The 26,814-nt window shown below is 72.0% G+C and carries 20 protein-coding genes; 9 read left to right on the forward strand and 11 right to left on the reverse strand.

The window, feature by feature from the left end:
- Window positions 1-114: 114 nt before the first annotated feature.
- Together ACFXI4_RS23670 and ACFXI4_RS23675 are read left to right on the forward strand one after the other, a co-directional pair.
- Window positions 115-2,175: a discoidin domain-containing protein gene (locus ACFXI4_RS23670; RefSeq protein WP_384994102.1), complete on the forward strand. Its 2,061-nt coding sequence runs from the start codon at window positions 115-117 to the stop codon at window positions 2,173-2,175.
- 241 nt (window positions 2,176-2,416) lie between these two features.
- Window positions 2,417-3,154 (forward strand): DUF3566 domain-containing protein, encoded by a 738-nt coding sequence (locus ACFXI4_RS23675; RefSeq protein ID WP_384994105.1) that lies wholly within the window; start codon window positions 2,417-2,419, stop codon window positions 3,152-3,154.
- A 6-nt stretch (window positions 3,155-3,160) separates the two neighbouring features.
- Here ACFXI4_RS23675 and ACFXI4_RS23680 read toward each other — a convergent pair whose 3' ends face one another.
- From ACFXI4_RS23680 to nhaA, 4 genes are all read right to left on the reverse strand, one after another.
- Complete coding sequence (locus ACFXI4_RS23680) at window positions 3,161-3,622, reverse strand: GreA/GreB family elongation factor (RefSeq protein WP_362728436.1); 462 nt, start codon at window positions 3,620-3,622, stop codon at window positions 3,161-3,163.
- Between the two features lie 85 nt (window positions 3,623-3,707).
- On the reverse strand, window positions 3,708-5,021 hold the full coding sequence (gene secY, locus ACFXI4_RS23685) for a preprotein translocase subunit SecY (protein ID WP_384994108.1): 1,314 nt from the start codon (window positions 5,019-5,021) through the stop codon (window positions 3,708-3,710).
- A 129-nt stretch (window positions 5,022-5,150) separates the two neighbouring features.
- The gene (locus ACFXI4_RS23690) at window positions 5,151-6,755 is read right to left on the reverse strand and encodes an adenosine deaminase (protein ID WP_384994110.1); all 1,605 of its coding nucleotides are present in this window, start codon (window positions 6,753-6,755) and stop codon (window positions 5,151-5,153) included.
- Window positions 6,756-6,895: 140 nt separating this feature from the next.
- Entirely contained in the window at window positions 6,896-8,806 is a 1,911-nt protein-coding gene (gene nhaA / locus ACFXI4_RS23695) for a Na+/H+ antiporter NhaA (protein WP_384994114.1), read from the reverse strand.
- A gap of 309 nt (window positions 8,807-9,115) precedes the next feature.
- Between nhaA and ACFXI4_RS23700 the strand changes: the two genes are divergently transcribed.
- Complete coding sequence (locus tag ACFXI4_RS23700) at window positions 9,116-10,300, forward strand: type III polyketide synthase (RefSeq protein WP_384994117.1); 1,185 nt, start codon at window positions 9,116-9,118, stop codon at window positions 10,298-10,300.
- A gap of 21 nt (window positions 10,301-10,321) precedes the next feature.
- Here ACFXI4_RS23700 and ACFXI4_RS23705 read toward each other — a convergent pair whose 3' ends face one another.
- From ACFXI4_RS23705 to ACFXI4_RS23725, 5 genes are all read right to left on the reverse strand, one after another.
- Entirely contained in the window at window positions 10,322-12,481 is a 2,160-nt protein-coding gene (locus ACFXI4_RS23705) for a SpoIIE family protein phosphatase (RefSeq protein WP_384994119.1), read from the reverse strand.
- A 106-nt stretch (window positions 12,482-12,587) separates the two neighbouring features.
- Window positions 12,588-12,767: a DUF6480 family protein gene (locus ACFXI4_RS23710; RefSeq protein ID WP_362717041.1), complete on the reverse strand. Its 180-nt coding sequence runs from the start codon at window positions 12,765-12,767 to the stop codon at window positions 12,588-12,590.
- Between the two features lie 65 nt (window positions 12,768-12,832).
- A complete protein-coding gene (locus ACFXI4_RS23715) occupies window positions 12,833-13,453 on the reverse strand; it encodes a histidine phosphatase family protein (RefSeq protein WP_362717038.1) in 621 nt (206 codons plus the stop codon).
- Between the two features lie 152 nt (window positions 13,454-13,605).
- Window positions 13,606-14,718: a sensor histidine kinase gene (locus ACFXI4_RS23720; protein WP_384994122.1), complete on the reverse strand. Its 1,113-nt coding sequence runs from the start codon at window positions 14,716-14,718 to the stop codon at window positions 13,606-13,608.
- Window positions 14,715-15,383, reverse strand: coding sequence for a response regulator transcription factor (locus tag ACFXI4_RS23725; RefSeq protein ID WP_362732030.1), 669 nt, complete (start codon window positions 15,381-15,383; stop codon window positions 14,715-14,717). Before ACFXI4_RS23725 ends, ACFXI4_RS23720 begins: the two co-directional genes overlap by 4 nt.
- A 319-nt stretch (window positions 15,384-15,702) precedes the next feature.
- On the opposite strand from ACFXI4_RS23725, the gene ACFXI4_RS23730 reads away from it, so the two are divergent.
- Complete coding sequence (locus tag ACFXI4_RS23730) at window positions 15,703-16,644, forward strand: serine hydrolase domain-containing protein (RefSeq protein ID WP_384994125.1); 942 nt, start codon at window positions 15,703-15,705, stop codon at window positions 16,642-16,644.
- 395 nt (window positions 16,645-17,039) lie between these two features.
- Here the strand turns inward: ACFXI4_RS23730 and mgrA are convergent, their stop codons facing one another.
- Together mgrA and ACFXI4_RS23740 are read right to left on the reverse strand one after the other, a co-directional pair.
- The gene (gene mgrA / locus ACFXI4_RS23735) at window positions 17,040-18,083 is read right to left on the reverse strand and encodes an L-glyceraldehyde 3-phosphate reductase (RefSeq protein WP_384994128.1); all 1,044 of its coding nucleotides are present in this window, start codon (window positions 18,081-18,083) and stop codon (window positions 17,040-17,042) included.
- A gap of 202 nt (window positions 18,084-18,285) precedes the next feature.
- Window positions 18,286-22,026, reverse strand: coding sequence for a family 78 glycoside hydrolase catalytic domain (locus tag ACFXI4_RS23740; protein ID WP_384994130.1), 3,741 nt, complete (start codon window positions 22,024-22,026; stop codon window positions 18,286-18,288).
- Window positions 22,027-22,529: 503 nt separating this feature from the next.
- On the opposite strand from ACFXI4_RS23740, the gene ACFXI4_RS23745 reads away from it, so the two are divergent.
- From ACFXI4_RS23745 to ACFXI4_RS23765, 5 genes are all read left to right on the forward strand, one after another.
- Window positions 22,530-22,751, forward strand: coding sequence for a hypothetical protein (locus ACFXI4_RS23745; protein ID WP_384994133.1), 222 nt, complete (start codon window positions 22,530-22,532; stop codon window positions 22,749-22,751).
- Window positions 22,752-22,757: 6 nt separating this feature from the next.
- Window positions 22,758-23,003, forward strand: coding sequence for a BTAD domain-containing putative transcriptional regulator (locus ACFXI4_RS23750; protein WP_384994390.1), 246 nt, complete (start codon window positions 22,758-22,760; stop codon window positions 23,001-23,003).
- Window positions 23,004-23,018: 15 nt separating this feature from the next.
- Window positions 23,019-24,230: a 4-hydroxybenzoate 3-monooxygenase gene (locus ACFXI4_RS23755; RefSeq protein WP_384994136.1), complete on the forward strand. Its 1,212-nt coding sequence runs from the start codon at window positions 23,019-23,021 to the stop codon at window positions 24,228-24,230.
- Between the two features lie 436 nt (window positions 24,231-24,666).
- Window positions 24,667-25,395, forward strand: a complete 729-nt coding sequence (locus ACFXI4_RS23760; RefSeq protein ID WP_384994139.1) for a FadR/GntR family transcriptional regulator — start codon at window positions 24,667-24,669, stop codon at window positions 25,393-25,395.
- Window positions 25,396-25,616: 221 nt separating this feature from the next.
- Entirely contained in the window at window positions 25,617-26,768 is a 1,152-nt protein-coding gene (locus tag ACFXI4_RS23765) for a DUF3103 family protein (protein ID WP_384994141.1), read from the forward strand.
- Window positions 26,769-26,814: the final 46 nt, after the last annotated feature.

Consider the following 26,814-nt stretch of genomic DNA (forward strand, 5'->3'; position numbering starts at 1 on the left):
GGGACCCTTGACTCGGTAGCCGGGCGGCCCCATCCTCGTCCGAGGTATTGCGCGGGTCATGACAACCTCAAGGGTCCGTCAACCGCGCCTTCCCGCCGACCGAGGGATGTGGCCGTGACGCAGGCTCGACGCTCGTACCGCAGGCGCAGAAACGTCACTGTGCTGTCGCTGCTCCTCCTGGTACTGGCCGTGGTCCTCGGGCCCACCCCGAGTTCGGCGGCCGGCGGCGACTGGTGGATCCCGGCCGCACGACCCGCCCCGGACGTCCAGATCGGTGTCACGGGCGAACCGTTCACCGGCACCACCGCCACGGGCGAGGTGCGCGGGTTCGTCGACGCGCACAACCACCTGTTCGGCAACGAGGCCTTCGGCGGCAGGCTGATCTGCGGCAAGGTCTTCTCCGAGGCCGGGGTCGCCGACGCCCTGAAGGACTGTCCCGAGCACTACCCCGACGGCTCACTCGCGCTCTTCGACTACATCACCCACGGCGGCGACGGCAGGCACGACCCGGTCGGCTGGCCGACGTTCAGGGACTGGCCGGCGTACGACTCGATGACCCACCAGGCCGACTACTACGCCTGGGTCGAGCGGGCCTGGCGCGGCGGACAGCGGGTGCTCGTCAACGACCTGGTCACCAACGGGATGATCTGCTCGGTCTACCCCTTCAAGGACCGCGGGTGCGACGAGATGACGTCGATCCGGCTGCAGGCGAAGATGACGTACGACCTCCAGGCGTACATCGACCGGATGTACGGCGGCACCGGCAAGGGCTGGTTCCGGATCGTCACCGACAGCGCGCAGGCACGCGCGGTCGTCGAGCAGGGCAAGCTGGCCGTCGTCCTGGGCGTCGAGACCTCCGAGCCCTTCGGCTGCAAGCAGGTCCTCGACATCCCGCAGTGCGGCAAGGCGGACATCGACAAGGGGCTGGACGAGCTGTACGCGCTCGGCGTGCGCTCCATGTTCCTGTGCCACAAGTTCGACAACGCGCTGTGCGGCGTCCGCTTCGACTCCGGTGGCCTCGGAACGGCCGTCAACGTCGGGCAGTTCCTGTCGACCGGCACGTTCTGGCAGACCGAGGAGTGCGCCGGCCCGCAGCACGACAACCCCATCGGCAACGCCTCGTCGCAGGCGGAGTCGGACCTCCCGGCGGGTGTGTCCGTCCCCGCCTACGACTCGGACGCCCGGTGCAACACACGCGGCCTCACCGAGCTCGGGGCGTACGCGGTGCGCGGCATGATGAAACGCAAGATGATGCTGGAGATCGACCACATGGGCGTCAAGGCCGTCGGCCAGGCCCTGGACATCCTGGAGTCGGAGTCCTACCCCGGCGTGATCTCCTCGCACAGCTGGATGGACCTGAACTGGACCGAGCGCGTCTACTCCCTCGGCGGCTTCGTCGCCCAGTACATGCACGGCTCCGAAGGATTCGTCGCGGAAGCCGCCCGGACCAAGGCGCTGCGCGACAGGTACGGCGTGGGCTACGGCTTCGGCACCGACTTCAACGGCGTCGGTGACCACCCCGCCCCGCGCGGCGCGGACGCCGCGAACAAGGTGACGTACCCCTTCAGGAGCGTCGACGGGGGCTCCGTCATCGACCGGCAGACCTCCGGCGAGCGCACCTTCGACATCAACACCGACGGCGCCGCGCACGTCGGCATGGTCCCCGACTGGATCGAGGACATCCGGCAGGCCGGCGGCCGGGACGCGGTGGACGACCTCTTCCGGGGCGCCGAGTCCTACCTCGGCACCTGGGGGGCCGCGGAGCGGCACCAGGCCTCGGTGAACCTCGCCGGGGGACGGCCGGCGAGCGCCGGTTCGTCCGAGTGGAACCCGTTCACCAGCTATCAGCCGGGCCGTGCCACCGACGGCGACGACTCCACGCGCTGGGCCAGCGACTGGAGCGACGACCAGTGGTGGCAGGTCGACCTGGGCTCCACCCACCTGGTGTCCCGGGTGACGCTGGACTGGGAGCGCGCCTACGGCAGGTCGTACCGCATCGAGCTCTCCACCGACGGCACGGACTGGGTCACCGCCTGGTCCACCACCTCCGGCGACGGCGGCCTGGACACGGCCCGGTTCACCGGGACCCCGGCCCGCTACGTCCGGGTCCACGGCCTCGCCCGCGGCACCGGCTGGGGGTACTCGCTGTACGAGGTGGGGGTTCACAGCGCCTGAGCCGCCCTTCGCCGGCGGCCCGCACGCCCCACCGGCGCCGCGGGCCTCCGCGGTCCGCGCCCGTGCCGCGGCCGGCCCTGGACACCCCCGGGTGCGCCACCAGGAGTGCAGGGTAACGCGGGAGCCCATACCGTCGAAGGCAACGACCAGCAGGCCCCCACCGGCCGCCGGGCGGCCGTCGGGGGCCGTCCGATGCGGGAGGAGTCCCTGCGAGGCTGCCGGGCCACTCAGGGAGACACGTATGAGTCGCGCCAAGCGCAGGACCCGTAACACCTCCCGCAAGCGGGCCACGTCCGGGCTCGACGCAACCGTCGAAACGGAGCGGAAGAGCCGCGCCGCCGGGCCGGGGCCCGCGCCGCACGGCCGGGACGGCGACGCCGCCGCGCCCGGTCGCACCGGGACCGCGGCGACGGCTGTCGCACCGGGTGAGTCCATACCGGACCGCCCCGCGCCGGCCCGCAGGTCCCGGCCGCGGACGATGCGCATGCGGATATCGGAGGCACAGCCCTGGTCCGTGACGGTGATGAGCTTCCTGCTCCTCGGCGGTCTCGGCGTCCTCACCGTCCTCGCCTCGGTCGCCGCCTGGGGTCTGGCCGCGCTCCTCGCACCGGACGCCCTGCCCCGGCTGAGCACGTTCCTGACCATCGCCTTCAGCGTCATCGTCCTCGAGGTCGTCCTGGGCTCGTGTCTGGCCGCCCTGACCACTTTTCTGTACAACCTGACCGCCCCGTACAACGGCGGTCTCGAAATCTCCCTCACCAACGACCTCGGGCCCACCGAGGCGGGCTCCAGGGCTCAGTTGGCCGTGGACCGCGCCCACGTCCGCGCCCGCCGCTACCTCCGCGCGCACACCCCGGCGTGGGTGATCGGCGCGGCGCGGCGGCTGCCGGCCAGGTTCACCGTCCTCCGGCGCGGGGAGCCGGCCGCCCCGGCCGACCAGGCGGCCCCCGTCACGCCGGACACCGGCCAGGGGGAGTGACACGCTCTAGGAGTCGCCCAGCGACACCACGGTGGCGTGCGCGCTGCCCTGGGGTGTCTCGAAGCTGACGGTGTCGCCGACCCGATGCCCGAGCAGCGCACGCCCGAGGGGACTGTCCTCCGTCACCAGGTTCTCGTCGGCCGCGGAGGCGATCTCGCCGATCGCGACGCTCTGCACCGCGCCGTCCGTGAACCGCACGGTGACGGTGCTGCCGACACCGACCACGCCCGCGGGGGCCGGCCCGGCGGCGACCGCCTGGTGCAGCCGCAGCGTGATGTCCTCGATGCGGGCGTCCAGGCGCCGCAGTTCGTCGGCCCGCTGCAACTCGTCGGCCTGGTCCGCGTGGTCGCCCGGGGAGTCGTCGCCGACCAGCGTCGCGGCGACGTCCTGCCGCTCGGCGTGGAGATCGGCCAGCTGCTGCTCCAGCGCGCGACGGCCCTCGGCGCTGATCGGTTCAGGCCCACCCATGGCCGCTCCTTCGATGACGGGATGACTGAAGTCGGAGTCCGGACCGCACGGCGTGCCGGTTTTATCGATTTTGTCCGGTCGGGGGTCAGCGGAGGAAGCCTTCGTAGCTGCGCTGCTGGAGCTGGCTCTCGATCTGCTTCACGGTCTCCAGGCCGACACCCACGATGATGAGGATGCTGGTGCCGCCGAACGGGAAGTTCTGGCTCGCCCCGAACCCGACCAGCGCGATGGTCGGGACCAGGGCGATCACCCCCAGGTACAGCGAACCCGGCCAGGTGATCCGGTTGAGCACGTACGACAGGTACGTCGCGGTCGGCCGCCCGGCCCGGATGCCCGGGATGAAGCCGCCGTACTGCTTCATGTTGTCCGCGACGTCCTCCGGGTTGAAGGAGATGGAGACGTAGAAGAACGCGAAGAACACGATCAGCAGGAAGTACAGGACGATGTAGACCGGATGGTCGCCCTTGGTCAGGTTCTGGGCGATCCACCGCTTCCAGACGGAGTCGCCGCCCGAGAACTGCGCGACCAGGGCCGGGATCGACAGCAGCGAGGAGGCGAAGATGACCGGGATCACGCCCGCCTGGTTCACCTTCACGGGGATGTAGGTCGAGGTGCCGCCGTAGGCCCGGCGGCCGATCATGCGCTTGGCGTACTGGACCGGGATCCTGCGCTGGGCCTGCTCGACGAAGACGACCAGGCCGACCATGGCGAGGCCGACGAGGATGACCGAGCCGAACTCGATCCAGCCGCCCGCCAGGGTGCCCTGCTTCTTGATGGCCCACAGCGCCGACGGGAACGAGGCGGCGATCGAGATGAACATCAGGATCGACATGCCGTTGCCGATGCCGCGGTCGGTGACCAGCTCGCCGAGCCACATGACGAGGGCGGTGCCGGAGGTCATGCAGATCACCATCGTGATGGTGGTGAAGACCGACCGGTCCGGGATGATGCCGGCGGCGACCGAGCAGCCGGAGAAGAGGGCGCCGCTGCGGGCCGTGGCCACCAGGCCGGTGCCCTGCAGGACGGCGAGGGCCACCGTCAGGTAGCGGGTGTACTGGGTGATCTTCGTCGTGCCGGCCTGGCCTTCCTTCTTCATGGCTTCCAGGCGCGGGATGACCACGGTCAGCAGCTGAAGGATGATGCTGGCGGTGATGTACGGCAGAATGCCGAGCGCGAAGACCGTGATCTGCAGCAGCGCGCCCCCGCTGAAGAGGTTGACCAGTCCGAACAGACCCTGGTTGCCGGACGCCTCGTTCACACACGTCTGGACGGCTCGGTAGTTGACGCCGGGGATCGGGACGTGGGTGCCGATCCGGTAGAGCACGATGACGCCCAGCGTGAAGAGCAGCTTCTTACGCAGGTCGGGCGTCCTGAAGGCATTGACGAACGCGGTGAGCACGGTGCCTCCTGCACCCCTTGTCCTGATCGGTCCGGGCGACACATGAATGACTCACCATGCGTCGCCCGACACCTGTTCAACCGAATTTGCAGCCGATGGGCTCACACCGGCCGGGTACGCGTCCCCCGCTCACCGCTCGAAGGAGGCGTAGGCGGTCTCCTGCCGCCACTGGACGGCGGCCTTCGCGCTGCCGGCGAGGAGCCGGCGGCAGTCCGCGGCCGGGGTGCGGCCGCTGCCGGGCAGCTGGCCGGCGCAGGCGGTCGCGGGGCGGTAGCCGTCGCGGGTGGGGTTGCCCTGCCACAGGCTCCGGCCGGGGAGGAAGGCGTACTCCAGGGAGGCGCGGGCCAGGTCCTTCAGCTCGGGGTAGGTCAGGCCGTAGGTCCGGGCGGCGTACTGGTATTCGTGGGTCACGTCGATACGGGAGACGCCGGGGTCGTCGGTGGCCAGGACGACCGGTACGCCGTAGGAACGGTAGGTCTCGAAGGGGTGGTCGGCGCCACGCACGCCGAGGATCTGCGCGTTGCTGGTGAACGGCACCTCGACGGCGATCTCGCGGGCGGCCATCGTCCGGGCCGTCTGCTGCCAGCCGTCCTCGTGGACCAGGTCGACGCCGTGGCCGACGCGCTCGGTGCCGGCGACGTTCACGGCCTCCGCGATGTGGAACTTCAGGTCCTCGGGCTTGACCAGTCCGGGCCACAACTCGCCCGCGTGCAGGGTGACGTGGGCCTTCGGGTAGACGGTGCGCAGGTAGTTGATCATGCGCATCTGCAGGCTGTAGCCGGCCAGCGAGCTGTCCCAGTCCTCGGGCTGGACGAGGTTGACGGCGACGAACCGGGAGTCGCGCTCGGCGAGCCGCATGCCGAGGGCCAGCTGCGTGAAGACACGCTCCGGCGAACTGCCGCGGTTGACCTGTGAGATCCAGCGGACGGTCAGCGCACAGCCCGGGCGGGGCCGGCTGGTGCCGCAGCGGGCGGCGGTACGGAACTCGGCGTCACCGTCGTCGGCCTCCTTGAGCGCGTCGGCCACGACCCTGTCGAGCCTGCCGCCGGCCACGAGCTTGGCGTGCAGGGCGGCCAGGTCGGGGTCCCAGCCGACCTCGGCGGCCAGCTGCCGCGCGCCGTCGGAGGCGGGGGTGATCATGGTCTCCAGGTAGAACTGGTTCTGCGCCGCGTCCGCGTCGGCGACCTGGGCGAGCAGTTTGCCGCGGTGGCGCCACGGCACCTCGCCGAACTTGTTGAACGTGTCGAAGAAGTGGTCGTGACCGTTCTGGTCCGGCGGGAAGTCCTGCATCGACCAGGCCCGCACGATCGCGTCGTGGAAGTCGTGGTCGGTGCGGGCGTCGGCGGCCGGCCGGGTGCCGGGGCCGCACGGCGGTACGACGGCGGTCAGTGTGGCCGTGTCGACGCACAGTCCGTCCTCGGCCGCGAGCTCGATCAGGTACTCGGTCCTGACCGCTCCGGAGAGGTGGTTGTGCAGGTCGCCGCCCTTGGGCAGATGCCGGAAGAAACCGCGCAGCAGCCTTGGGTCGTTGCGGATCGACTCCAGGTACGCGGCGGTACGCGCCTCGGCGGCCGTCATCGGCCGGGGCGCCCCCGTGACGGCCCCCTCGTGCGCGGCCGCGGACGGTGCGGCCGACAGGGACGCGAGGCAGAGCAGCGAGAGGGCGCCGAGTCCGGCGGAGAGCGCCGTGCGGCGTGCGGGGTGCGCGGCACGGGGGCCGTGATAGGTCGTCACACTCAGATGATCATCAGGTCGGCCCGGCCGGACCCGGGTGCCGCGCGGTGGGCACGACGGAGTCACCCGTGCGGGCGCAGCCGCGCCCCCGGCCGTGACCGCGGCGCCGTGCCGTGGAATGCGCCGGGACGCCCAGCCGCTCAGTCCGTCGCCGGTTTCGTCCGGGCGGCGCCCGCGTGCTCCGCCAGTGCGCGCTGCCGGGCGTAGTCGACGGCCGCCGCCAGCGTCTGGATGTCGTAGGCGCCGTGGTGACGTCGGCCGTTGATGAAGAAGGTGGGCGTACCGGAGACGCTGCTGAGGTCCGCGGAGTCCACGTCCTCGGCCACCCTGGGGGCTCCGCGCCGCTGTTGCAGGTCCCGCCGGAACCGCGCCGCGTCCAGGCCGAGTTCCTCGGCGTACCGCAGCAGGTCGCGTGCGCCGAGAGCGTCCTGCCTCTCCAGCAGCAGGTCGTGCATGTCCCAGAACCGCCCCTGACGGGCGGCGGCTTCCGATGCTTCCGCCGCCAGTTGCGCGTTCGGGTGGACGTCGGTGAGCGGCAGGTGCCGCCACACGTAGCGGACGTCGGCGTCGGTGCCCAGCAACTCGCGCACCACCGCCTCGGCCTGGCCGCAGTAGGGGCACTCGAAGTCGCCGTACTCGACCAGGGTGACCGCCGCCCGTTCGGGGCCGCGGACACGGTCGTGGCGCACGTCGACCGCGACCGCGAGGTCGGTCAGCGGATCGGTGTTGCCCAGCAGGGCCCGGGCCCGGCGGGCGGCGGGCAGCAGGTTGACCACGCCGGTGACCGCCCAGCTCGCCGCGAAGGCGCCGATCAGCGTGGCGAGGATGCCGATGCGCGCCTGGTCCAGTTCCTCGCCCTCGAAGGCCAGCGAGGCGATCAGCAGGGACACCGTGAAGGCCGCTCCGGCGATCGCGCCGCCCGCGGTGACCGAGCCCCAGCCGACACCGGGCCGCAGTCGTCCTCCGGACAGCAGCCGCGCGGCCGCCATGGACCCCACCAGCCCGATCACCTTGCCCGCCACGCAGCCGCACACGATACCCAGCGTGATCGGCGAGGTGAACGCCTCGGCGAGCTTCGCACCGTTCAGCTCGATGCCCGCGTTGGCCAGCGCGAACAGCGGCACGATGCCGAAGCTCACCCACGGCAGGAACCTCTGTTCCAGCCGCTCGTTCGGGGAGATCGCCGCGGTCAGGCCCTGTACGGCCGAGCGCTGCAGCTCCGGTGTGGGCTGTTCCCGGAACAGGCGGAAGAGACGACTGGCCTGCTCCAGATCCTCGCGCGGCGCCGGATAGGCCACGATCAGGGCGCCGACGGCCAGCCCGGTCACGACCGGGTCCACCCCGGCCTCGTGCAGCGCCACCCACACGACCACCGACAGGACGGCGCAGTACCGCCCCTTCCGGACGCGCGCCAGCCGCAGCAGCATGATCACCAGCAGGGTGCCCACGGCCACCAGGAGCGCGGGCAGGTGGATGTCGTCGCTGTAGAACACGGCGATCACCAGGAGCGCGACCAGGTCGTCGACGACCGAGATGGACAGGATGAACGCCCTGAGGGAAGCCGGCAGCCGCGACCCGAGTACGGCCAGGATGCCCAGCGCGAAGGCGGTGTCCGTCGACATCGCCGTACCCCAGCCGTGCGCGGAGTCCCGGCCCGCGTTGAACGCGAGGTAGACCAGCGCCGGAACGACCATGCTGCCCAGACCGGCCACCGCGCTCAGCAGTACCCAGCGCCGGTCGCGCAGTTCCCCCATGTCGAACTCGTGCCGGGCCTCCAGGCCGACGACGAAGAAGAACAGGCTCATCAGCCCGGCGTTGATCCACTCGTGCAGGGTCAGCGACAGGTGCTTCGTGTCGAAGCCGATGGTGAAGTGCGCCTGCCACACGGCGTCGTACGAGCGCGGGTCGGTGTTGGCCCACATCAGCGCGACGCACACCGCGCCCAGGAGCAGTACGGCACTGCCGGTCTCGGTCTGCACGAAGGAGCGCCAGCGCGTGGTGCTCCGCGTGGCCAGCCCTTGGGACGCATCGGTGGACTCGTAGGCGCTCACGTGCCGATTATCGCCGCGCCCGGCGGAGGGCTCACGAACGGCGCGGTATCCGGCCCGGCTGACGGCGGGTCAGGTGGGGGCCCGGCACCGGCCTGAGGGCCTCGGCTTGCGGGGTGTGTGACTTGTCACGTGAACCCATTGCCGTCTGAGTTGTCTGCATCACAGCAGAAATGTCCCTTTAGCCTCCATGCTCGATGCGGCGGCCGGTACTCGAAGTGGAGCCCGTCGCCGACCTCTTGGGCGTTCCACAGCGACCCAGGGCACGGCATTCGCGACATTTGTCCCTTTTCGTTCGGAAGGTGTCTCATCATGGCCGCATACCTCTGCCCTCCTGCCGTCATACACGGAGAGCACACCGTGGAAACCAGCCAGATCGTGACGGAGGTGCGCGACCGGCATCCGCATGCGGCGTGGGCACCACGGATCGACGGCATCGCGGCCAGTACGGGGATAACGAGCCGCGGGTGGATGCTGCCGCTGGAGGCCGCCGTCGCGCCCGGCAAGGGCGGTGCTCTGCGGGCCGTCGGCAGCGCGCCGGCCCAAGAGGCCCTGGCGCGCGAAGGGTTCACCCAGCAGGACGTGGACCGCGTGATCGCCGCCCTGGAGGCGATACCCGCGCCGCAGACCGTCCAGGAGCGCACCGCGCCCGCCTGGGAGGCGGTGCAGTCCTACGGGGAACGCGCGGCGCGCGGAGCCCTGCAGAGCGCCGGTCTGGACGTCTCGGACGTCGACTGCCTGATCACCAGTCACTCCACCACCCCGGCGCTCCCGGGGCTGGACGTCACCCTGGCCAACAGGCTCTCGCTCCGGGAGGACGTGATGCTGCTGCCCGCCACGCAGTGGGCCTGCATCGCCGGAACCCGCTCGCTGGCACTGGCCGCGGATCTCGTGGCCGCGGACCCCGACCGGGTGGTCCTGGTCGTGATCTCGGAGGCGCTGAGCACGACCTACCAGCCGGCGGACGACACCCTCGAGTCCCTGATCGTCCGGTTGCTGTTCGCGGACACCGCGGTCGCCGCGGTGGTCACGGGCCGCCGGCGGCACGAGTCGGTGCTGCGACTGGACGCCGCCTGGCACCACACCCTGCCGGGGACACAGGACCTGCACCGCCTGGAGACGCGGGCCGACGGCACCCACTTCGTGATGGACCGGCGCGGGCCGCGTGCCGTGCAGGAGACGGTGACCGCGATGTGGGAGTGGCTGCGCGTCCGGTACCAGGACGACCCCGACTCATGGCACCCCGACGTGCTGCTCGCGCACCCCGGCGGAACCCGGGTGCTGGAGTACATGGAGCAGACGATGCCCGACGCGTGGCCGTCGGGCCTGCTGGACTTCAGCCGCGACAGCTACACCACCGGCAACCGCGGAGGCGCCGCCGTGTTCGACATCATGCGGCGGGCGTACGACGCCGGACAGAGGCCGGGCAGTCGCGCGGTCCTGTACGCGGCCGCCCCGGGCCTCAGCGCGACCGCCCTGGAAGGGGAGTGGCTGTAGGGCCCGGCTGCCCGGGCCCGGTCATCTCACGACCTCCGCCCAGACCACCTTGCCGGCGTCCGTCCAGCGCACCCCCCAGCGGGTGGTGAGCTTGTGCACGACGTGCAGCCCGCGGCCGCCGTCGTCGAAAGGGCCGCCCCGGCTCAGCCGGGGCCTGCCGTTACCGGTGTCGCCCACCTCGACCAGCAGACCGTGGCCGATCCTGATCAGCCGTACCGTGACGGGACCGGTGGCGAAGCGCACCGCGTTCGTGACCAGCTCGCTGGTCAGCAGCATCACGTTGTCGCGGGTGTCGTCCCGGGTGCCCCATCGCCCCAGCTGCGCGAAGACGTGCGCGCGGGCCCGGGCGGGCGCGTCGTCGCGGGCGGGCAGCCGCCAGGTCGCGGTGTCCCCCTTGCGATAGCCGATCATCCGCGCCAGCAGCAGGCTCACGTCGTCGCGCTGGTGAGGAGGCGCCAGGGCGGCGACCACGTGCCGCGCGGCCTGCTGCAGCCCGTCCCAGGGGTGCACGGTGGACACGGCGTCCGCCAGCGCGCCGATGCCCTCGTCGATCGACACGCTCGGATCCTCCACGAGACCGTCCGTGTAGAGGGCGAGCAGGGACCCGGGTGGTACGTCGAACATGTGTACGTCGAACGGCTCGCGCAGCGCGAACTCGGCGCCCAGGCCGGGATGCGGACGGACCCCGAGCGTGCTCGCCCGCCCGTCGGGGGAGACCAGGATCGGGGGAAGGTGGCCGGCGCTGGCCAGCGCGACGCTGTGGCGGACCGGGTCGTAGAGAGCGATGCAGCAGGTCGACCCGAGGGCGCTGTAGCCGGCCGCCAGTCCGGACTCGGCGTCGTCCAGCAGCGTCACGGTCTCGTCCAGGCGTTCCAGCACCTCGTCCGGAGCCAGCCCCGCGGAGAGCAGCGCACGGGCCTCCATGCTCAGCTGGCCCATGGCCGCCGCGGCTCCCAGACCGTGCCCGACGACGTCTCCGACCACCAGCGCGGTACGGCCGTCCGGCAGCGGAAAGCTGTTCACCCAGTCGCCGCCGACGCCCGCGCTGTCCGGCGTGGCCGGCTGGTAGACACTGGCGATCTCGATCGTGTCGCCGCCGGTCCGTGGCAGCAGCCGGCGCTGCAGGGCCAGCACCTGCTTGTGTTCGCGCTGGTGCTGACGGGCCAGGTCGACGTGGTGGGCGGTCCTTGCGACCAGTTCCTGCAGGTCGAAAAGCTCGCTGTCGCGGAACGGGCGGTCCGCCCGCCGCCAGACCTCCACCACGCCCAGCACGACGGGCGGCGTCCCGTCCAGGACCAGGGGTATGCACGCCACACCGGCCGACCGGTCGCCGGGCACCAGGGCCCGCATCACCCGCGGGTCGCCGAGCACCCGCTCGACCGCCTTCCGGTCGGGGATGACGATGGCCTGCGGGGCGTCGTCCCGCCGTACCGCCTGGGTCAGCAGCCGGCTCGCGTCGCCCGGCAGGTCGTCACCCGGGGTCACATAGCCCGGGGGCCAGGCCCGGTCCGGCACCAGGGCGGCCCGCCGCAGCCGGATGCGCCCCTGTGCCTGACCGGTGACCCCCTCACCCGTCCACACGGTGAAGTCGAGGTCGACGGCGGCCACGTCCCCCCAGGCCAGCAGGGACTCCGCCAGTGACTGCGCGGTCTCGCCTATGTCCAGGGAGGTGCCGATCGCGGTCTCGGCGGCGTACAGATGCAGTCGCGTGGCCATGGCGATCAGGGAGACGGTCAGCCCCTCCTGGGGGGCCGCGGCGGGCAGGATGCTCAGCGAGACCACAAGCTCCGAACCGTCTCCGCGCCGCAGGCGCTGGATCCGGGCGACGTGCGCCTCACCGGTGTCCAGCACCTGCCGCAGCCGCCGCGTGACCGTCGGAACGTCCCCGGGGGGCAGCAGACCGACGAAGGGACTCCCTGGCACGGCGTCCAGCCCCTCGAACACGGGGGCGTCCAGATTGCGGCCGATGACCTTGAGGTCCTTGTCCAGGTTGACCACGCCGAGGATCTGGTCCTGACGCCCGGCCGCGGGGTCGTCGGCCGGACGCCGGCGCATGGCGTGACCGGCGGGTCCGTCGCCGTTGCCCGCGGGCGCCGTCCCACCGCGCGGCACGTATCGCCCCAGCGCGCTGCTGACCATGTCGAACGGCGAGGAGGACGAGGGGGAGGGCGTGGAGTCCATACGGCTCCCTCAGCATTCGCCCGCACCTGCCGATCACGCGCCCACGCCTCCGGGCAGGCTCGCACCGGGTCTGCTCCGACGGAGGCTGCTCAGGACCGCTGACGGCTCACATGGGGAAGATGCGTGCGATGAAGTACGCGGCGACGACCGCGACGCCGATGAGAATCAGCCCCAGCCACAGGCCCGGGTGCTCCCATGCGCCGCCGTCCGCGCGTTCCTCGTGCGCCTCCGCCGTACAGCCTTCGGCCGGCGGGGTCTCCCCTGGGGGGACGAGTGGATATGCCATAACCCCATGCTCGTACGGGGATGCCGACGGCGCATCCCCGGACCCTCGGCGCCGGTGCCGGACCCCTATCCGCAGCCGCTGGAGGCCGGCTTCGGCACGAAGCCCAGACGCGTCCGGGACCCCTGGGGCCAGGCCGAGCCGAACCGGACGTCCCAGCCCTCGTCCCGCCGGGTGAGGAAGGCCGCGGACAGGGCCGGTACGGGGAGGTGCCAGAAGGCTCGTGCCGGTACCGCGAGGGCGTGGACGAGCACCGCCCGGATGACGGCCGCCTCGGCGATGGCCACCGCGTGGCCCGTGTCCTGCGCCACGCTGCCCAGCCAGTCCGCCGACCGGCGGCAGAGCTGCCGTACCGACTCCCCGCCGTGCGGGGCGGCATCCGGATCCGTGCGCCAGGCGCTGAACCCGTCGGGATCGGTCGCGGCGATGTCACGGACCGTGCGGCCGCGCCAGCTGCCCACGTCGAGATCGCGCAGCATGGGTTCGGACGAGGCCGCCAGGCCGATGGCGTCGGCGGTCTCCGAACAGCGGACGGAGGGCGTCCGGACGGCCGGCTCGTGGGGAGAGAGCACCGCTCTCGCGTATTCCGCCAGGTGCAGGGCCTGGTCACTCAGATGGGCGTCACCGAGCAGCGGGTCCACGGTGGCGTCGCCGCCGGGAGCACACAGAAGCGTCAGGTGGATCGTCATGGGACCTACCTCTTTCCTGGCCGGGTGCGGCTTCCGACGGGGTGAGACCCGTGCCTTCCACAGTCGGCGCAGGACCCGGCCGGCACTATCCGCCAGGTGTCCGAAAGCACCCGGCCGACCGGCCGGGTGTGGAGCCGGACCGCGGTCCGTGGTCAGCGGCCGCGCTCATGGGGCAGTTCGAGGCAGAGCTCGTAGCCGCCCTCGGCCGTGGGGCCGGAGGTGACGGTGCCGCCGAGGAGCTCCGCCCGCTGGGCCAGTCCCGCCAGGCCGTGGTGGGCGCTCGGCAGGGCGAGCGCGCTGCGGGTGGGGGCGGTGTTGGTGACCGTGGCGCGCAGGGCGCCGTCGCTGAGCCCGATGCGGACGGTCACGGTGGCGCCGGGGGCGTGTTTGCGGACGTTGGTCAGTGCTTCCTGCACGGTCCGGTACACGGCGCGCTGCACCGTGGGCGGCAGCTCATCGGGCAGATCGATCTCCAGCTTCGCCTCGATACCGCCGGCCTCCAGCAGATGCTCCAGGTCGGCGAGCGAGGGCTGCGGGGTCAGCTCCGTGGGCCTGCTGCCCGACGCCCGCAGGACGCCGACCATGTGCCGCAGTTCTTCCAGGGTCTGCACGCTCAGCCGACGGATGGTGGCCGCGGCGTGTCTCGTCTCCGCGTCCCGCCCGCCCACCTGGAGCGCTCCGGCCTGTACGGCGATGAGGCTGACCTGATGGGAGACCACGTCGTGCATCTCCCGGGCCAGCTGGGCGCGTTCCTTCGCCAGAACGCTCTGAGCGGTCAGCAGCCGTTCCTGTCTGCGGGCCTCGGAGATGTCGGCGAGCCGCAGCGACAGCTCGCGCCGGGCCTGGACGAGCTGGCCCAGGAAGACGGGAGCGGCAGCGGTTGCCAGGGTATAGCTGAGGTGGAACACGCTGTTCGTCTGGGACAGTTCGGTGGCGTCCAGGGACGACCACGGCCACGGCAGGAAGTCGATGATCGCGTAGAGCAGCGCACAGCCGCCCAGCAGCAGACGGTGGCGGTTGAGGGAGGACAGCGTGTACAGCGCGACCATGGGCGCGACCACGGCGTCGGTGACCAGACCGGTGGGGAGCGTGAGGACGAAGGTCGTCAGGGGTGTGCGGTGACGCAGCGCCAGGGCAAGGGCGCCGACCACCGCGCATCCGGTGGTCGGCCGGTCCTGCAGGTCGACGTGCGCCCAGGCGTCGGCCAGCGCGACGCCGACGACGACGAGGTCGACGAGCGTGGCCGGCGGCCTGCGGCGGCTCACCTGGCGCCCTCGTCCTGCGCGTGGGTGAGCAGCCCCGCGCGCTCGGCGATCAGAGCCGCCTGGACCCGGCTGCTCACCCGCAGTTTGCCGAGCACGCTGGTCACGTGACCCTTGATGGTGCCGGTGCTCAGGTGCAGCCGTTCGCCGATCTCGTTGTTGGCGAGCCCTTCCGCCATCAGGACGAGCACGGCACGCTCGCGCTCGGTGAGCCGGGCGGTGAGGCGGAGGGCGCCGGGCTCACGGACGGTGTTGTCGAGATAGCCGCCCACCACCAGGCGTGTCACCTTGGACGACAGTACGGTCCCCTCTTCGGCCAGGCTGCGCACCAGGTAGGGCAGCTGTTCGGGATCGGTGTCCTTGAGCAGGAATCCGGCGGCGCCCGAACGCAGCGCGGTCGCCACGTACTCGTCGGTGTCGAACGTGGTGAGCATGGCGGTCACCGGGGGCTCCGGCATGCGGCGGAGTTCCGCCAGGATGGTGAGCCCGTCCACGTCCGGCATCCGGATGTCGAGCAGGACGACGTCCGGGCGCAGCTCCCGCACCATGTGCATGGCCTCGCCGCCTGGCACCGCCGCGACCACCTCGATGTCGTCGGCCGATTCGAGGATGTGCGTGAAACCCGTGCGGATCAAAGCCTCGTCATCGACCACCAGTACCCGGATCATGGGCGCTCCGCTCCTCGCGTCAATCGGTCGATGCCTACCCCCGCGGGAGCCCGTCTGCCGCCGGCCGGTCACAAACCCGCCGGTTGGCGGCGCGACCTCAGCCGGTCGGCGGGCGCCGCCCCGTGCGGCGGGTCGGGCGGTCCGCCCGGGCGAGGCCGGAAGTCCGCCCCCGCCATGGTCCGCGGGCCGGAGAGCGGGTGTCACGTCTCCGCCCCGCCGTGGCGCAGCCAGGAGCTCCCCGCTCGTCTCACTACGCTGAGCGGCAGGAGATGGTACAGAACGGCATGGAACGGTATGGACCAGGACAGATCGGGAGACCATGGCTCTTGAGCTCGACATCGACCGCATCCGCCAGATCGTCGACGAAGGCGTCCGCGACCAGGTCTACCCGGGCGCCGTCTGGGCCGTCGGCGACCCCTCCGGAAACATGGTCCTCGGCACGCCGGGGTTGCCGGATTCCGGCCGGCCCGACGAACCGATGCGGCACGACACCGTCTTCGATGTCGAAGGCCTCACGGAGGTCCTCGCGGTGTGGTCGACGGTCGGAGCGCTCGTCGAGGGCGGCAAGCTGCTCCTGGACGAGCCGCTGGGTGACTTCTGGCCCGAGGTGCGCGGCCGTCCGCTGGGCCGGGTGAGCGCCCGCCACCTGCTCACCCATACGGCGGGTCTCCCGCTCCGGACCGACCTGAGCAACCTGTACGGCACCGACCCGCGGGACATGCGCGACGGCGTCCTCCGTGACGCCGTGCGCCGCCCGCCCGGGGAGGCCGTGGAGTACACCGGGCGCGCCGCCCTCGTCCTCGGCTACCTGGCCGAGGAGGTCTCCGGTCAGAGACTCGAGGTCCTCGCGGCCACCGACGTGTGGCAGCCCCTCGGCATGACCCGGACCCGGTTCGGCCCCCGCGGCACCTGCGGAGTCCTCTCCGTCCTGCCCGACCTCGCGGCCTTCCTCCGCCACCTGCTCCAGCCGGGACGGGGCGACGGCAGGCCGGGCTTCGGCAGCGCCTGGATCAAGGAGTCGCTGCGCCTCCAGACCGGCGGACTCACCCCCGGCGGCGGCCTGTTCTGGCGTCCGGCGCCGAAAACGGCTCCCGGGGCCGACGACGTCTGGGAACACCACGGCTCCGGCGCGGCCGCGGCATGGCTGTCCCCCGGGCAGGGCCGCTGGGCGGTCCTGCTGACCAACTCCGGTCACCGCACCGGGGAACACGAGTCCCTCGTCCCCGTCCGTGACGCGTTCCGCTCTCTCGCCTTCGCCTGATGCCGCCCCGACCCTGCTGACCTCGGGCAACGGCCCCGTTGCGTACCGCCGGCCGGAGGGCGGCGGTGAAGCGGGGGCCGGTCTGCGCCGTTTGTCCACGCCCTCGCAATTGTTGCTCGTGCGCACTCGATCGCGCCGCCGAAGCCGGGGACCGGCGCATGGTGCGGGCCAGGGGCGGTGCGTTTCTCTTTCCGGCCGGTGGCGCACGTGCGCCGCCAACTGCGCCACGGCGACCACACCCGGCATCGAGTGGTCCGGCCGGCAGCCTCCCCTGCTCCTGAAAGCGCGCTCCTGCTGGCCGCCGGAGTTACGGCCCTGCTCTGGGCCGCCCACCGCTTCGGCCGTCCCGAGTGGCACCCCGGCACGGCCGTCTGCCGAACGTCCGGCGCGGGGCCTCAGTTCATCTTCCCGGTCCGGGCGTCGTGCCACAGATCGACGCCGCCGTCGACGGCGTGCGTGTCGATCTCGGCCAGCTCCTCCGCGGTGAACTCCAGGTTCTCCAGCGCGGCGACGTTCTGCTCCAGCTGTTCGGTACGGGACGCGCCGATGACCAGCGAGGTGACCCGCCGGTCACGCAGCGCCCAGGCGAGCGCCATCTGCGCCAGGGTCTGCCCACGGCGCCGGGCGACGGCGTCGAGGGCGCGGAGCCTGTTCACCATGTCGTCCGACAGCCAGTTTGTGTCGAACGACGTGCCGGCCGCGGCCCGCGAGTCCTCGGGGATTCCGTCGAGGTAGCGTCCGGTGAGCAGGCCCTGCGCGAGCGCCGTGAACCCGATGACCCCGAAGCCCTCCTCCTGCGCCGCGTCGAGCAGCCCGTTCGTCTCGATCCAGCGGTTCACCATGCTGTACGAGGGCTGGTGGATGAGCAGGGGTGTGCCCAGGTCCCGCAGGATCGCGGCGGCCTGCCGGGTGCGCTCGGCGTCGTAGGAGGAAATCCCGACGTACAGGGCCTTGCCCTGGCGGACGGCGGTGTCCAGCGCGCCCATCGTCTCCTCCAGGGGCGTGCCCGCGTCGAGCCGGTGCGAGTAGAAGATGTCGACGTAGTCGAGGCCCGTGCGCCGCAGGGACTGGTCGAGGGAGGCCAGCAGGTACTTGCGGGAGCCACCGCCCTGGCCGTAGGGGCCGGGCCACATGTCCCATCCGGCCTTCGTCGAGACGACCAGCTCGTCCCGGTACGGCGCGAGGTCCTGCTTCATCAGCCGCCCGAAGTTGATCTCCGCGGAGCCGTAGGGCGGACCGTAGTTGTTCGCCAGGTCGTGGTGGGTGATCCCGAGGTCGAAGGCGCGCAGCGCGATGTCCCGCTGGCTCTCGAAGGACCGGTCGTCCCCGAAGTTGTGCCAGTAACCCAGCGACAGGACGGGCAGGTCGAGGCCCGAACGCCCGGTGCGCCGATAGCGCATCGTGCCGTTGTACCGCTCGGGGTCCGCGACGTGGTTCATGGGGGTCTCCGCAGGTGGCAGTGGGTTTCATACCGTTCGGGGGGTGAACGTGCCTACTGTGCCCCGGCTTGATTCCCGAGTCCAACAGCTCACGTACATCGGATTTATCGCTGTCGTTTCTCAAAGAGGGCCCGCCGGCGCGGGCCCCGGCGGTCGTGCGGGGACGGCGCGTGCGCCCCGTCCCCGCGTACCTCCCGGGTGGTCAGAGGGTGGCCGTGAAGGTGTAGTGACCGGCCGGCAGATGGTAGGTCGCCGGGCCTGCCGGGACAGCCTGCACCGGGGCGACGACCGACTCCGGTCGCGAGGTGGGCACGGTGACGGCGGCGGAGGTGTTGACGGGCACGGTGACGTGCAGCCGCAACCGGCCGCCTGAGACGGCCCAGTTGCTCGCCGCGGCGCCGTACGGGGTGTCGTACGTGCTGACGGCGGAGGTCAGGCCGCCGCCCGGCCGCGGCGCGATGCGCAGCGAGGCGTAACCAGGGCTCGCGGGGCCGAGGCCGCCGACCTGGCGGTAGAGGAAGTCGCCGACCGAGCCCAGGCCGTAGTGGTTGAAGGAGTTCATGCCCGGGTCGTTGAACGAGCCGTCGGTGCGGATGCCGTCCCAGCGCTCCCAGATCGTGGTGGCCCCGTGTTCGATCATGTAGCCCCAGCCGGGGAAGCCGCGCTGGAGCAGGACCTGGTACGCCGTCTCGACGTGACCGTGGTCCGCCAGCACGGGCAGGAGGTTCTCCACGCCGAGGAAGCCGACGCTGAGGTGTCCGCCGGTGGCCGCGACCTTGGCGGCGAGCTTGTCCGCCGCCGCCCCGGCCAGGGACGCGGGCAGCAGCTCGAAGGCCAGAGCCAGCACATAGCCGGTCTGGGTGTTGCCGCGGACCGTGCCGTCGTCCGAGACGAACCGGGCGCGGAAGGCCGCCGCGACCCGGTCGGCGAGCTGCCCGTAGGCGGTGGCCTCGGTGCCCCGGCCGGTGGCGGCCGCCATGCGCGCCACCAGGCGGGCCGACCAGGCGAAGTAGGCCGTGCAGACGAGGTCCTGGGCCGTGTTGTCGTCGACGTTGAGCCAGTCGCCGTAGGTCTGCTGATCGCGTATCAGGTCGCTGCCGGCCGTGGCGCGCAGATAGTCGACCCACCGGGCCATCGCCGTGAAGTGCCGGTCCGCGACGCTGAGATCACCGAAGCGCTGCCACAGCGTGTAGGGGATGACGGTTCCCGCGTCTCCCCAGCCGGCCGTGCCGGAGCCGCCGATCACCGCGGGCGCGACGTCCGTGAAGGCGCCGTTCGCCTGCTGGGCGTCCGCCAGGTCGTCGACGAACTTGGCGAGGAGGGCGTGCGTGTCCAGGTTGAAGGTGGAGGTCGCGCAGAAGGCGGCGATGTCGCCCGTCCACCCGAGGCGTTCGTCCCGCTGGGGGCAGTCGGTCGGGATCGAGAGCATGTTGCTGCGCTCGCCCCACACGATGTTGTGCTGGAGCTTGTTGAGCAGCGGGTCCGACGCGCTGAACGTGCCCGGCCGCCGGGCGTCCGTCCACACCGCGCGACCGGTGACGGCGCCGGCGTCCGGCCGGAATCCGGACGGCAGGCCGCTGAGCTCGACGTAACGGTAGCCGTGGACGGTGAACCGGGGCTCGTACGTCTCCACGCTCCCGGTGCCGGCGAGGGTGAAGGAGTCGGTGGCCTGGGCGGCCCGCAGGTTGGTGGTGTAGAGCGTGCCGTCGGGGTTGAGGACCTCGCCGTGCCGGACGGTGACCGTGGTGCCGGCGTCGCCGCGGACCGCGATGCGGTTCCAGCCGGCGAAGTTCTGCCCCAGGTCGAAGATCCACACCCCGGGCCGCGGTTCGGTGACCGACACCGGGCGGAATTCCTGCTGCACGGTGACACCGCCGTCGACCTGCGCCACCAGCCGGGGGACGGCCCCGTCGTGCACGGCGACGGCGGTCCAGGCGCTGTCGTCGAAGCCCGGCGAGTCCCAGCCCTCTGCGTGCAGGCGCGCGTCGTAGGACTCGCCCTGGTACAGGTCGTCCGCGGTGATCGCGCCGGTGGCCGTCCTCCAGTCGCGGTCCGTCGTCACGAGCTGGGTGGATCCGTCGGCGTAGGTGATGTGCAGCTGTGCGCCGTAGAACGGCTGGGTGCCGTAGTGCCGGCTGCCGGCGAAGCCCAGGTTGCCGGAGTACCAGCCGTTGCCGAGCCAGGCGCCGAGCACGTTGGTCCCGCGCCGGAGGTCCGCGGTGACGTCGAACACCTTGTACTGGAGGCGCTTCGCGTAGTCGGTCCACCCGGGGGCCAGCACGTCCTCGCCGACCTTAGCGCCGTTGAGCCGGGTCTCGTGAAGGCCGAGCGCGGTGGTGAGCAGCCGTGCCGAGGTGACGCGTCCCCGCACGTCGAAGGTGCCGCGCAGCATCGGTGCCGGCCCCGCGACCTGGACGTTCGACCCCCATGGGCCGCTGCCGTACGGGGCGAGCGCGCGTGCGGCCGGCCAGGCGCTGTCGTCGTATCCGGGGCTCTGCCAGCCCGTGGGCGGGTCCTGGTGCGACCTCCACGCCTCGTCGGTGACCACGGTCGGGCCGCCCGTGACCGTGAGCTTGGCGATGAGTCCGGCCGGGGAGAGGGTCGTGTTCTGGCTCGCGACCGCGAGGGTGTTGTCGCCGCTCCTGAGATACCCGGTGACATCGACCGTGGCGGCGCTCTTCCACGAGTCGGTGACACGCCGGGAGCTGCTCACCTTGGTTCCGTTGACCCAGACGTCCGCGGTGTCGTCGCCGGTGACGATCAGGCCGGCGGCGGCGGGTGCGGCCGCCAGCGTGAAGGTGCGCCGGAAGGAGCGGGTGGCGACGGGTGCCTGGGACGCGGGATCGCCCTCCGGGTACCAGATCCAGGTGGCTCCCGAGAGGTCCGGGCCCGGCGGCCGCCCGATGAACGCGGCGGACCACTCCTGCGCGGGCGCCAGCAGCCCGGTCTCGAACCACGCCGGCTCGCTCCACGTGGCCGCCCGGCCTCGGGTGTCCCAGACACGCACCCGCCAGAAGTACCGGGTCAGGCTCTTCAGGGGCCGGCCCGCGTAGACGATGTCGGTCTGGCTGCCGGACGCGACCCGTCCGCTGTCCCACAGATCACCGGAGCCGCCCGCCGTGGAGGAGACCTGGATCCGGTAGCCGCCCTGGCGCTGTTGCTGCTCCGTGGAGTCGAGTCTCCAGCCGAAGCGCGGGTGGTCCGCGTCCACGCCCAGGGGGAGGGCGCGCCGCTCCACGGTGCGGCCGGCCACGCTCAGCGGGGACGGGGCGGAGAGGTCGGGAGCGGCGACCCGCGCGTACCAGGGAGCCGTTCCGTAGCCGCCGAGATCCCGGGCGGCCGGCCAGCCCTCGGCCGCGAAGCCCGGCTGTTCCCATCCCGTCGGCACGTCCTTGCCCGCCGACCACCGGCCGTCGGTGACGACATCGGTCGTGCCGCCGCTGGTCAGCACTCGGATCCGCCCGATGACACCGGCCGACCCGCCCTCGTTCCGGCCGGCCAGCGCGATGGTGTTGGTCCCCGCGGTCACGGCGGACCGCAGGTCCACGTACAGGGCGTCACGCCAGGACTGCGCGGCTCTGGGGGAGGCGGCGAGGGGCTTTCCGTTGAGCCATACGTCGACAAAGTCGTTGCCGGTGACGACGAGTTGCGCGTCGGTCACCTCACCCTCGGCGACGGTGAAACTCGTGCGGAAGTAGCGGTGTCCGGCGGGGGCGCCGGAGCGCGGATCTCCTTCCGGGTACCAGATCCAGCGGGCCGGGGACAGCCCGACGGGCCCGGCCGCGGGTGCTCCGGTGGCCGCCTGCGCGCCCGCGGTGAACGTGCCGACGGCGCCCGCGGCGAGAGCACCGGCCGCCAGCGCCGAGGCCGTGCCGAGGAAGCCGCGTCTGCTGACCGGGGGTTCCGGTGAGCCGGGGGTGGGGGGTGTGGTCTGACTGGCCAACGGAGTTCTCCTTCACGCGCGTCGGGCGAAGCAGGGCGGCTCGGTGAGCGGTGGAGCGGACAGGCGACTTGAAACGTTTCAAATCGGTAATGCGGTGGCAACATATGAAAGTTGGTGAGCGGCGTCAATAGAGTGGCGCAACGTTTCATCGACTCCTGTGCGTCGCCTGCGCGAGGCCTTCGAGGCGCGCCCGTGGCGCGTCGACGCCGGCCTCTGCCGCGAACCCGGGGTGGGCGGTCTCGCGTACGTGGCCCGACCGGCCGACGCCCGTCACGGGCGGTGGTGCCGGCGAAGGAGCAGGTCGCGGCCCGTTCCGGCGCTTCCGGTGCGAGGTCGGGGCCACGGAGCGGCGGAAATCGACTGCTGTTTTCGGTCAAAAGATCTCGATTATCGGTCGCGCGGCTTGCAGGTGAGTCGAGACTGGCAGAGCATCGGGATGCGCCCGGCGAGGAGGCTGGGTCAGGGGAGGGGAATGGCCGAGGGCATCCGGACTGCGGCAGGTCGTGGAGGAGAACCGGGCCGCGCCCAAGCTCCTGGTGTCGCTGCGCGACGGCTGCCAACTGACGGTCCCACCCGCGTCGGTGGACGCGGTGCGGGCCGAGGGACTCGCCGCCGAAGCCATGAACGCACGGGACGCCGGCCGGGAGGCCGGGTGCGGCAGCCTGCTGAACGAGGCGCTCGCGCTCCGACGGGGCGAACCCCTCGCCGGGGTCTCGACCTCGTGAGCAGTAATTCGAGCACCGTCTCCGGGAGGGGCGGCACGGGCTGGTCGTCGCGGACCTCATCGGCTTCACGGACGCCAGGGCGGGGCACTGGCGGTGTTCGGCAGGGTGCGCCAGGTGCTCGCCGAGGAACTGGGCATCGGCCCCGGCCCGGAGCCGACCGGCCTGCACGCCCGGATCATGGCCGGTGACCCGCAGTTGACGGGGCCCACGGCGGACCGTGCCACGGACACCGCCAGGCCCTCGCTGCGCTGACCGCGGAGGTGGCAAGTGGCAGCAGGGGAGCACGAGTCGGCCGAGGTGTCGCAGTCCACGACGGTCGTGGTGATCGGTGCGGGTCCGGCCGGGCTGACCGTCGCCAGTCTGCTGCGCAGATGCGGCGTCGACTGTGTCGTCCTGGAGCGGCACAGCCGTGCGTACGTGGCGCAGCGGCAGCGGGCCGGCATCGTGGAGAGCCGTGCCGTGCGGATGTTCGCGTCCTGGGGGCTGGCCGACCTGGTGCTGGGCGGCGCCCCGCACGACGGCATCCTGGAGTTCCGGGTGGACGGGGAGAGCCACCTCGTCGACGACAGCGACGGCTCCGCAGGCCCCGGGGCGCGCCTGTGTCCCCAGCAGGTCCTGGTCCACAAGCTCACCGCCGCCCATCTCGCCGACGGCGGCGACCTGCGCTACGAGGTGGCCGACGTCTCCCTGCACGACCTGACCGGAGACCGCCCGACCGTGCGCTTCCGCTCCGCCGACGGCGCCCGGCATGCGATCACCTGCGCCTTCGTCGCCGGCTGCGACGGTGATCACGGCGTCTCCCGGTCCACCGTCCCCGAGGGTGTGCTCACCGCGCACACCCTCGACCACGGCATCGGCTGGCTCACCGTCCTGGCCGACGCCCCGCCACCCGCCCACCCCTTGCTCGCCGTCAGTTCGCACGGCTTCGCCGCGCACTTCCCCCGCGGACCGCACAGCAGCCGCTACTACCTCCAGTGCCCGTCCGACGACCGTCCCGACGCCTGGCCGGACACCCGCGTCTGGGAGGCGCTGCGCACCCGCCTGGCCGACCCGGCCCTGATCGCGGGGCCGATCACCGACCGTGAGACCTTCCGGCTGCGCAGCCTCGTCCACGACCCCATGCAGTACGGCCGGCTGTTCCTCGTCGGGGACGCCGCCCACATCGTGTCCCCCATGGGCGGCAAGGGTATGAACCTCGCCCTGTACGACGCCGATCTCTTCGCCCGCGCGGTGCGGGACCACGTCCGCGACCAGGACGACACGGGGCTGCGCACCTACTCGCGGCGCTGCCTGCGCAGGGTCTGGAACGACCAGGAGTTCTCCCACTGGCTGACCCGGACGGTCCACGACGCCGGCGACGACACCCACGCGGGCCCGTTCCTGCGTCACGTGGCCCGGGCCCGTCTCGACCGGCTCTTCACCTCACCGACGGCCGCCCAGGCCTTCGCGGAACTCATGACCGGGCTGGACCCGGCTTAGGGCCCGGCTCTCCCCGGCTCTTGCGAGAGCACGACGCGGTCACCCCCCGGCGACCGCGAGTCGGTTCTCGCACCGCCGTGTGCCGGGGAGGGACCGGATGAGGCCGGACAGCCCTTCCGGGCGGGACGCGCCTGATGAAGGCCCGGGGCCGGGGCCCGGTCGCGCACGTCCTCAGAGGCCGGCGTGGTGGTCGGTGCCCCCTTTGGTCAGGGCGCCTCCAGGGAAGGCGACGACCGGGCGAGGGCCCGTGCCGCGCGCCGGTTCTCCACGCGTAGAACGTGGGCAACCGAACCTGTCCGTCAGGCAATTGACGCGGTGCCAGGAGGCTGCTTCACTGAGGCAGTGGCTGAGCCACTGGACCAAGAAGTCGCTGAACCGGTGGGCCCGCTGGACCAGCGGGCCGCTGAACCACTGACCGAAGCCTGGGAGATCCTCCGTGGCCGTCGAAAGCATTCCGCGCCGAACCGTGGTCGACCTGCTGGAAGCACGGCTGCGTGACGACATCCTGAGCGGCACGCACGAACCCGGCGCCCTGCTGCCCCCCGAGAGGGAGCTGGCCGCCGGGTACGGGGTCACCCGGACGACCTTGAAGCACGCGCTGTCCCGGTTGGAGCAGGCGGGACTGCTGAGCACCCGGCACGGCATCGGTACGCGCATCCTGGACTACCTGCGGGTCGGCGGCGCCGACCTGCTCCCGATGCTGGCCGCGCAGGACCCCTCCTGGCTGCGGGAGGTCTTCGAGGTGCGGCGGCAGGTCGGCACTCTGATCGCCGGCCGCGCGGCGGTACGGCGCACGGAACGGCAGGCCCGGCGCCTGGAACACCTGCTGCGTCTGGTCGCGGACGGCCCGGACGCCGACGCCGTCCAGCTCGCCGACGCGGAGGTCCACCGCGAACTGGCGCGGGCCACGGGGAACCGGGTCTATCTCCTCCTCACGAACACGCTGTTCAACGCATATCTTCCGGTACGGGCCTCGCTGCGGGCGCCGTTCGAGGACGCCGCGCGGGCCACGGACCGGCTCGCGCCGGTGGTGCGCGCGGTGGTCGACCGGGACTGCGAGGAGGCGTGCCGCGCGGCGGAGACGTACCTGGCAGGCACCGAGAAGATCATGCTCAGGTCGCTGGGCAGTCCGCGGGGGCGCCCGGCCGCCGACCGTACCCGGTAGCCGCGCCTCCCGGCCGCGACTCCGTTCCCACAGCCTCCCCTCGAGGCGACGAGTGCCGCTGTGCGGCCCGGCGCCGATCAAGCATGGCCGCCCGTTCATCCGCCGTGTCTACGCGTGTCATGTACGGGCTAATTCCGGATGCCCGGAGCACTTCGGGCCCACCACCCCAGCACGGCCGCCCGTTCACCGTGGGCGCGGCGGCGACCACCAACACGAGGAGCATGGTGAGCAGATCAAGCAAGAGACGCGGCGTCCTCATCGGCGTGATGCTGTCCGCGGTCATCGGCGGCGCCGTCCAGCCGGCGATCGCCGCGCCGGTGCGGGACGCGGGCGACCAGGCCACACCGTTGCGGAAGTCCCCGGTGCGGTCGACCGAACAGGACATCGCGCGGGCACTGTCCGCCTCGCTGCGCGACCCGCGGTGGCGCGCGCAGGTGCGTGCGGCCGCGCTCGGCACCGAGGACGTGGACCTCCAGTCGCTGGCGGGCCGCACCGCGGCTCCGCAGGGCAGGAACCTGCTCGCCGCCGTCTCCGCCGCGGACCGTCGCATCGCGGACCTGAAGGGCCTGCCCGTGTCGACCGGTTCGCTGCTGCGCGTCCGGCTGGGCGCGCCGTCCATGCGGTCGCACCTGAACACCAAGGTCACCCCCTGGATCGCCGTCGCCGCCACCGACGACGACGCCACGACCATCACGGCGTACGACAGCCAGGGCCACGCCCACGCCGTCGACACCGCGCGCGTCCCGGACCGCCCGCTGTACATCCTGGACATCGACGTCACCAAGGCGCACCGGGCCGGCCTGAAGGTGCTGCAGAAGGCCTTCGTCGACAAGGGGCTGACCTCTGCGCCGAAGGCGGCGAACAGCGCCGCCGCCGCGAGCGCCGGCTGGTGGGCGACCAAGGTCACGGCCATCGAGGTGAACGACGACGAGGAGCCGTGGTTCAAGGGCTCCGCCGAGATGTTCTCGCTGGTGACCGGATTCGGCCAGGACGGCGCGGCGCGCGTCGACTCGGTGGACATGCCCTACCTGGACTACGACGGCACCGTCTACTACCCGAACCAGATCCTGGTCAACTGGTCGAACTACAAGTACAACCTGGCCGACGTCGTCATGATGGAGGACGACGACGGCACCAACTACCGTGCGCTGGCCCAGGCGATCACCACGGCGCTGCTCACGGTGACCGACCAGGGCACCTACATCCCGCTGGTGAACGCGGTCCTGAGCGCGATCCCCGACGGGTGGTTCACCGACGACCCCGACTACGTGGAGTCCTGGTACACCCTCGCCCAGAACTCCTCGGGCCGCCTGAACGGCGCCTCGGGCAACGGCTGGATGACCGTCGAGCCCTACTTCGTCGAGCAGTTCTAGACCTCACGGACAGAAGCTGACCGGGCGGCGTCGTACACGGGACCGG

The organism is Streptomyces sp. NPDC059224 (assembly GCF_042754285.1).
Classification (GTDB): domain Bacteria; phylum Actinomycetota; class Actinomycetes; order Streptomycetales; family Streptomycetaceae; genus Streptomyces.

Excerpts from the sequence above, each read along its gene's own strand:
- ACFXI4_RS23705 (WP_384994119.1), bottom strand. The coding sequence starts at position 12,481 with ATGGACTCCACGCCCTCCCCCTCGTCCTCCTCGCCGTTCGACATGGTC.
- ACFXI4_RS23765 (WP_384994141.1), top strand. The coding sequence starts at position 25,617 with ATGGTGAGCAGATCAAGCAAGAGACGCGGCGTCCTCATCGGCGTGATG.
- ACFXI4_RS23680 (WP_362728436.1), bottom strand. The coding sequence starts at position 3,622 with ATGGGTGGGCCTGAACCGATCAGCGCCGAGGGCCGTCGCGCGCTGGAG.
- ACFXI4_RS23700 (WP_384994117.1), top strand. The coding sequence starts at position 9,116 with ATGGCCGCATACCTCTGCCCTCCTGCCGTCATACACGGAGAGCACACC.
- ACFXI4_RS23710 (WP_362717041.1), bottom strand. The coding sequence starts at position 12,767 with ATGGCATATCCACTCGTCCCCCCAGGGGAGACCCCGCCGGCCGAAGGC.
- ACFXI4_RS23715 (WP_362717038.1), bottom strand. The coding sequence starts at position 13,453 with ATGACGATCCACCTGACGCTTCTGTGTGCTCCCGGCGGCGACGCCACC.
- mgrA (WP_384994128.1), bottom strand. The coding sequence starts at position 18,083 with ATGAACCACGTCGCGGACCCCGAGCGGTACAACGGCACGATGCGCTAT.
- ACFXI4_RS23730 (WP_384994125.1), top strand. The coding sequence starts at position 15,703 with ATGGCTCTTGAGCTCGACATCGACCGCATCCGCCAGATCGTCGACGAA.
- ACFXI4_RS23675 (WP_384994105.1), top strand. The coding sequence starts at position 2,417 with ATGAGTCGCGCCAAGCGCAGGACCCGTAACACCTCCCGCAAGCGGGCC.
- ACFXI4_RS23725 (WP_362732030.1), bottom strand. The coding sequence starts at position 15,383 with ATGATCCGGGTACTGGTGGTCGATGACGAGGCTTTGATCCGCACGGGT.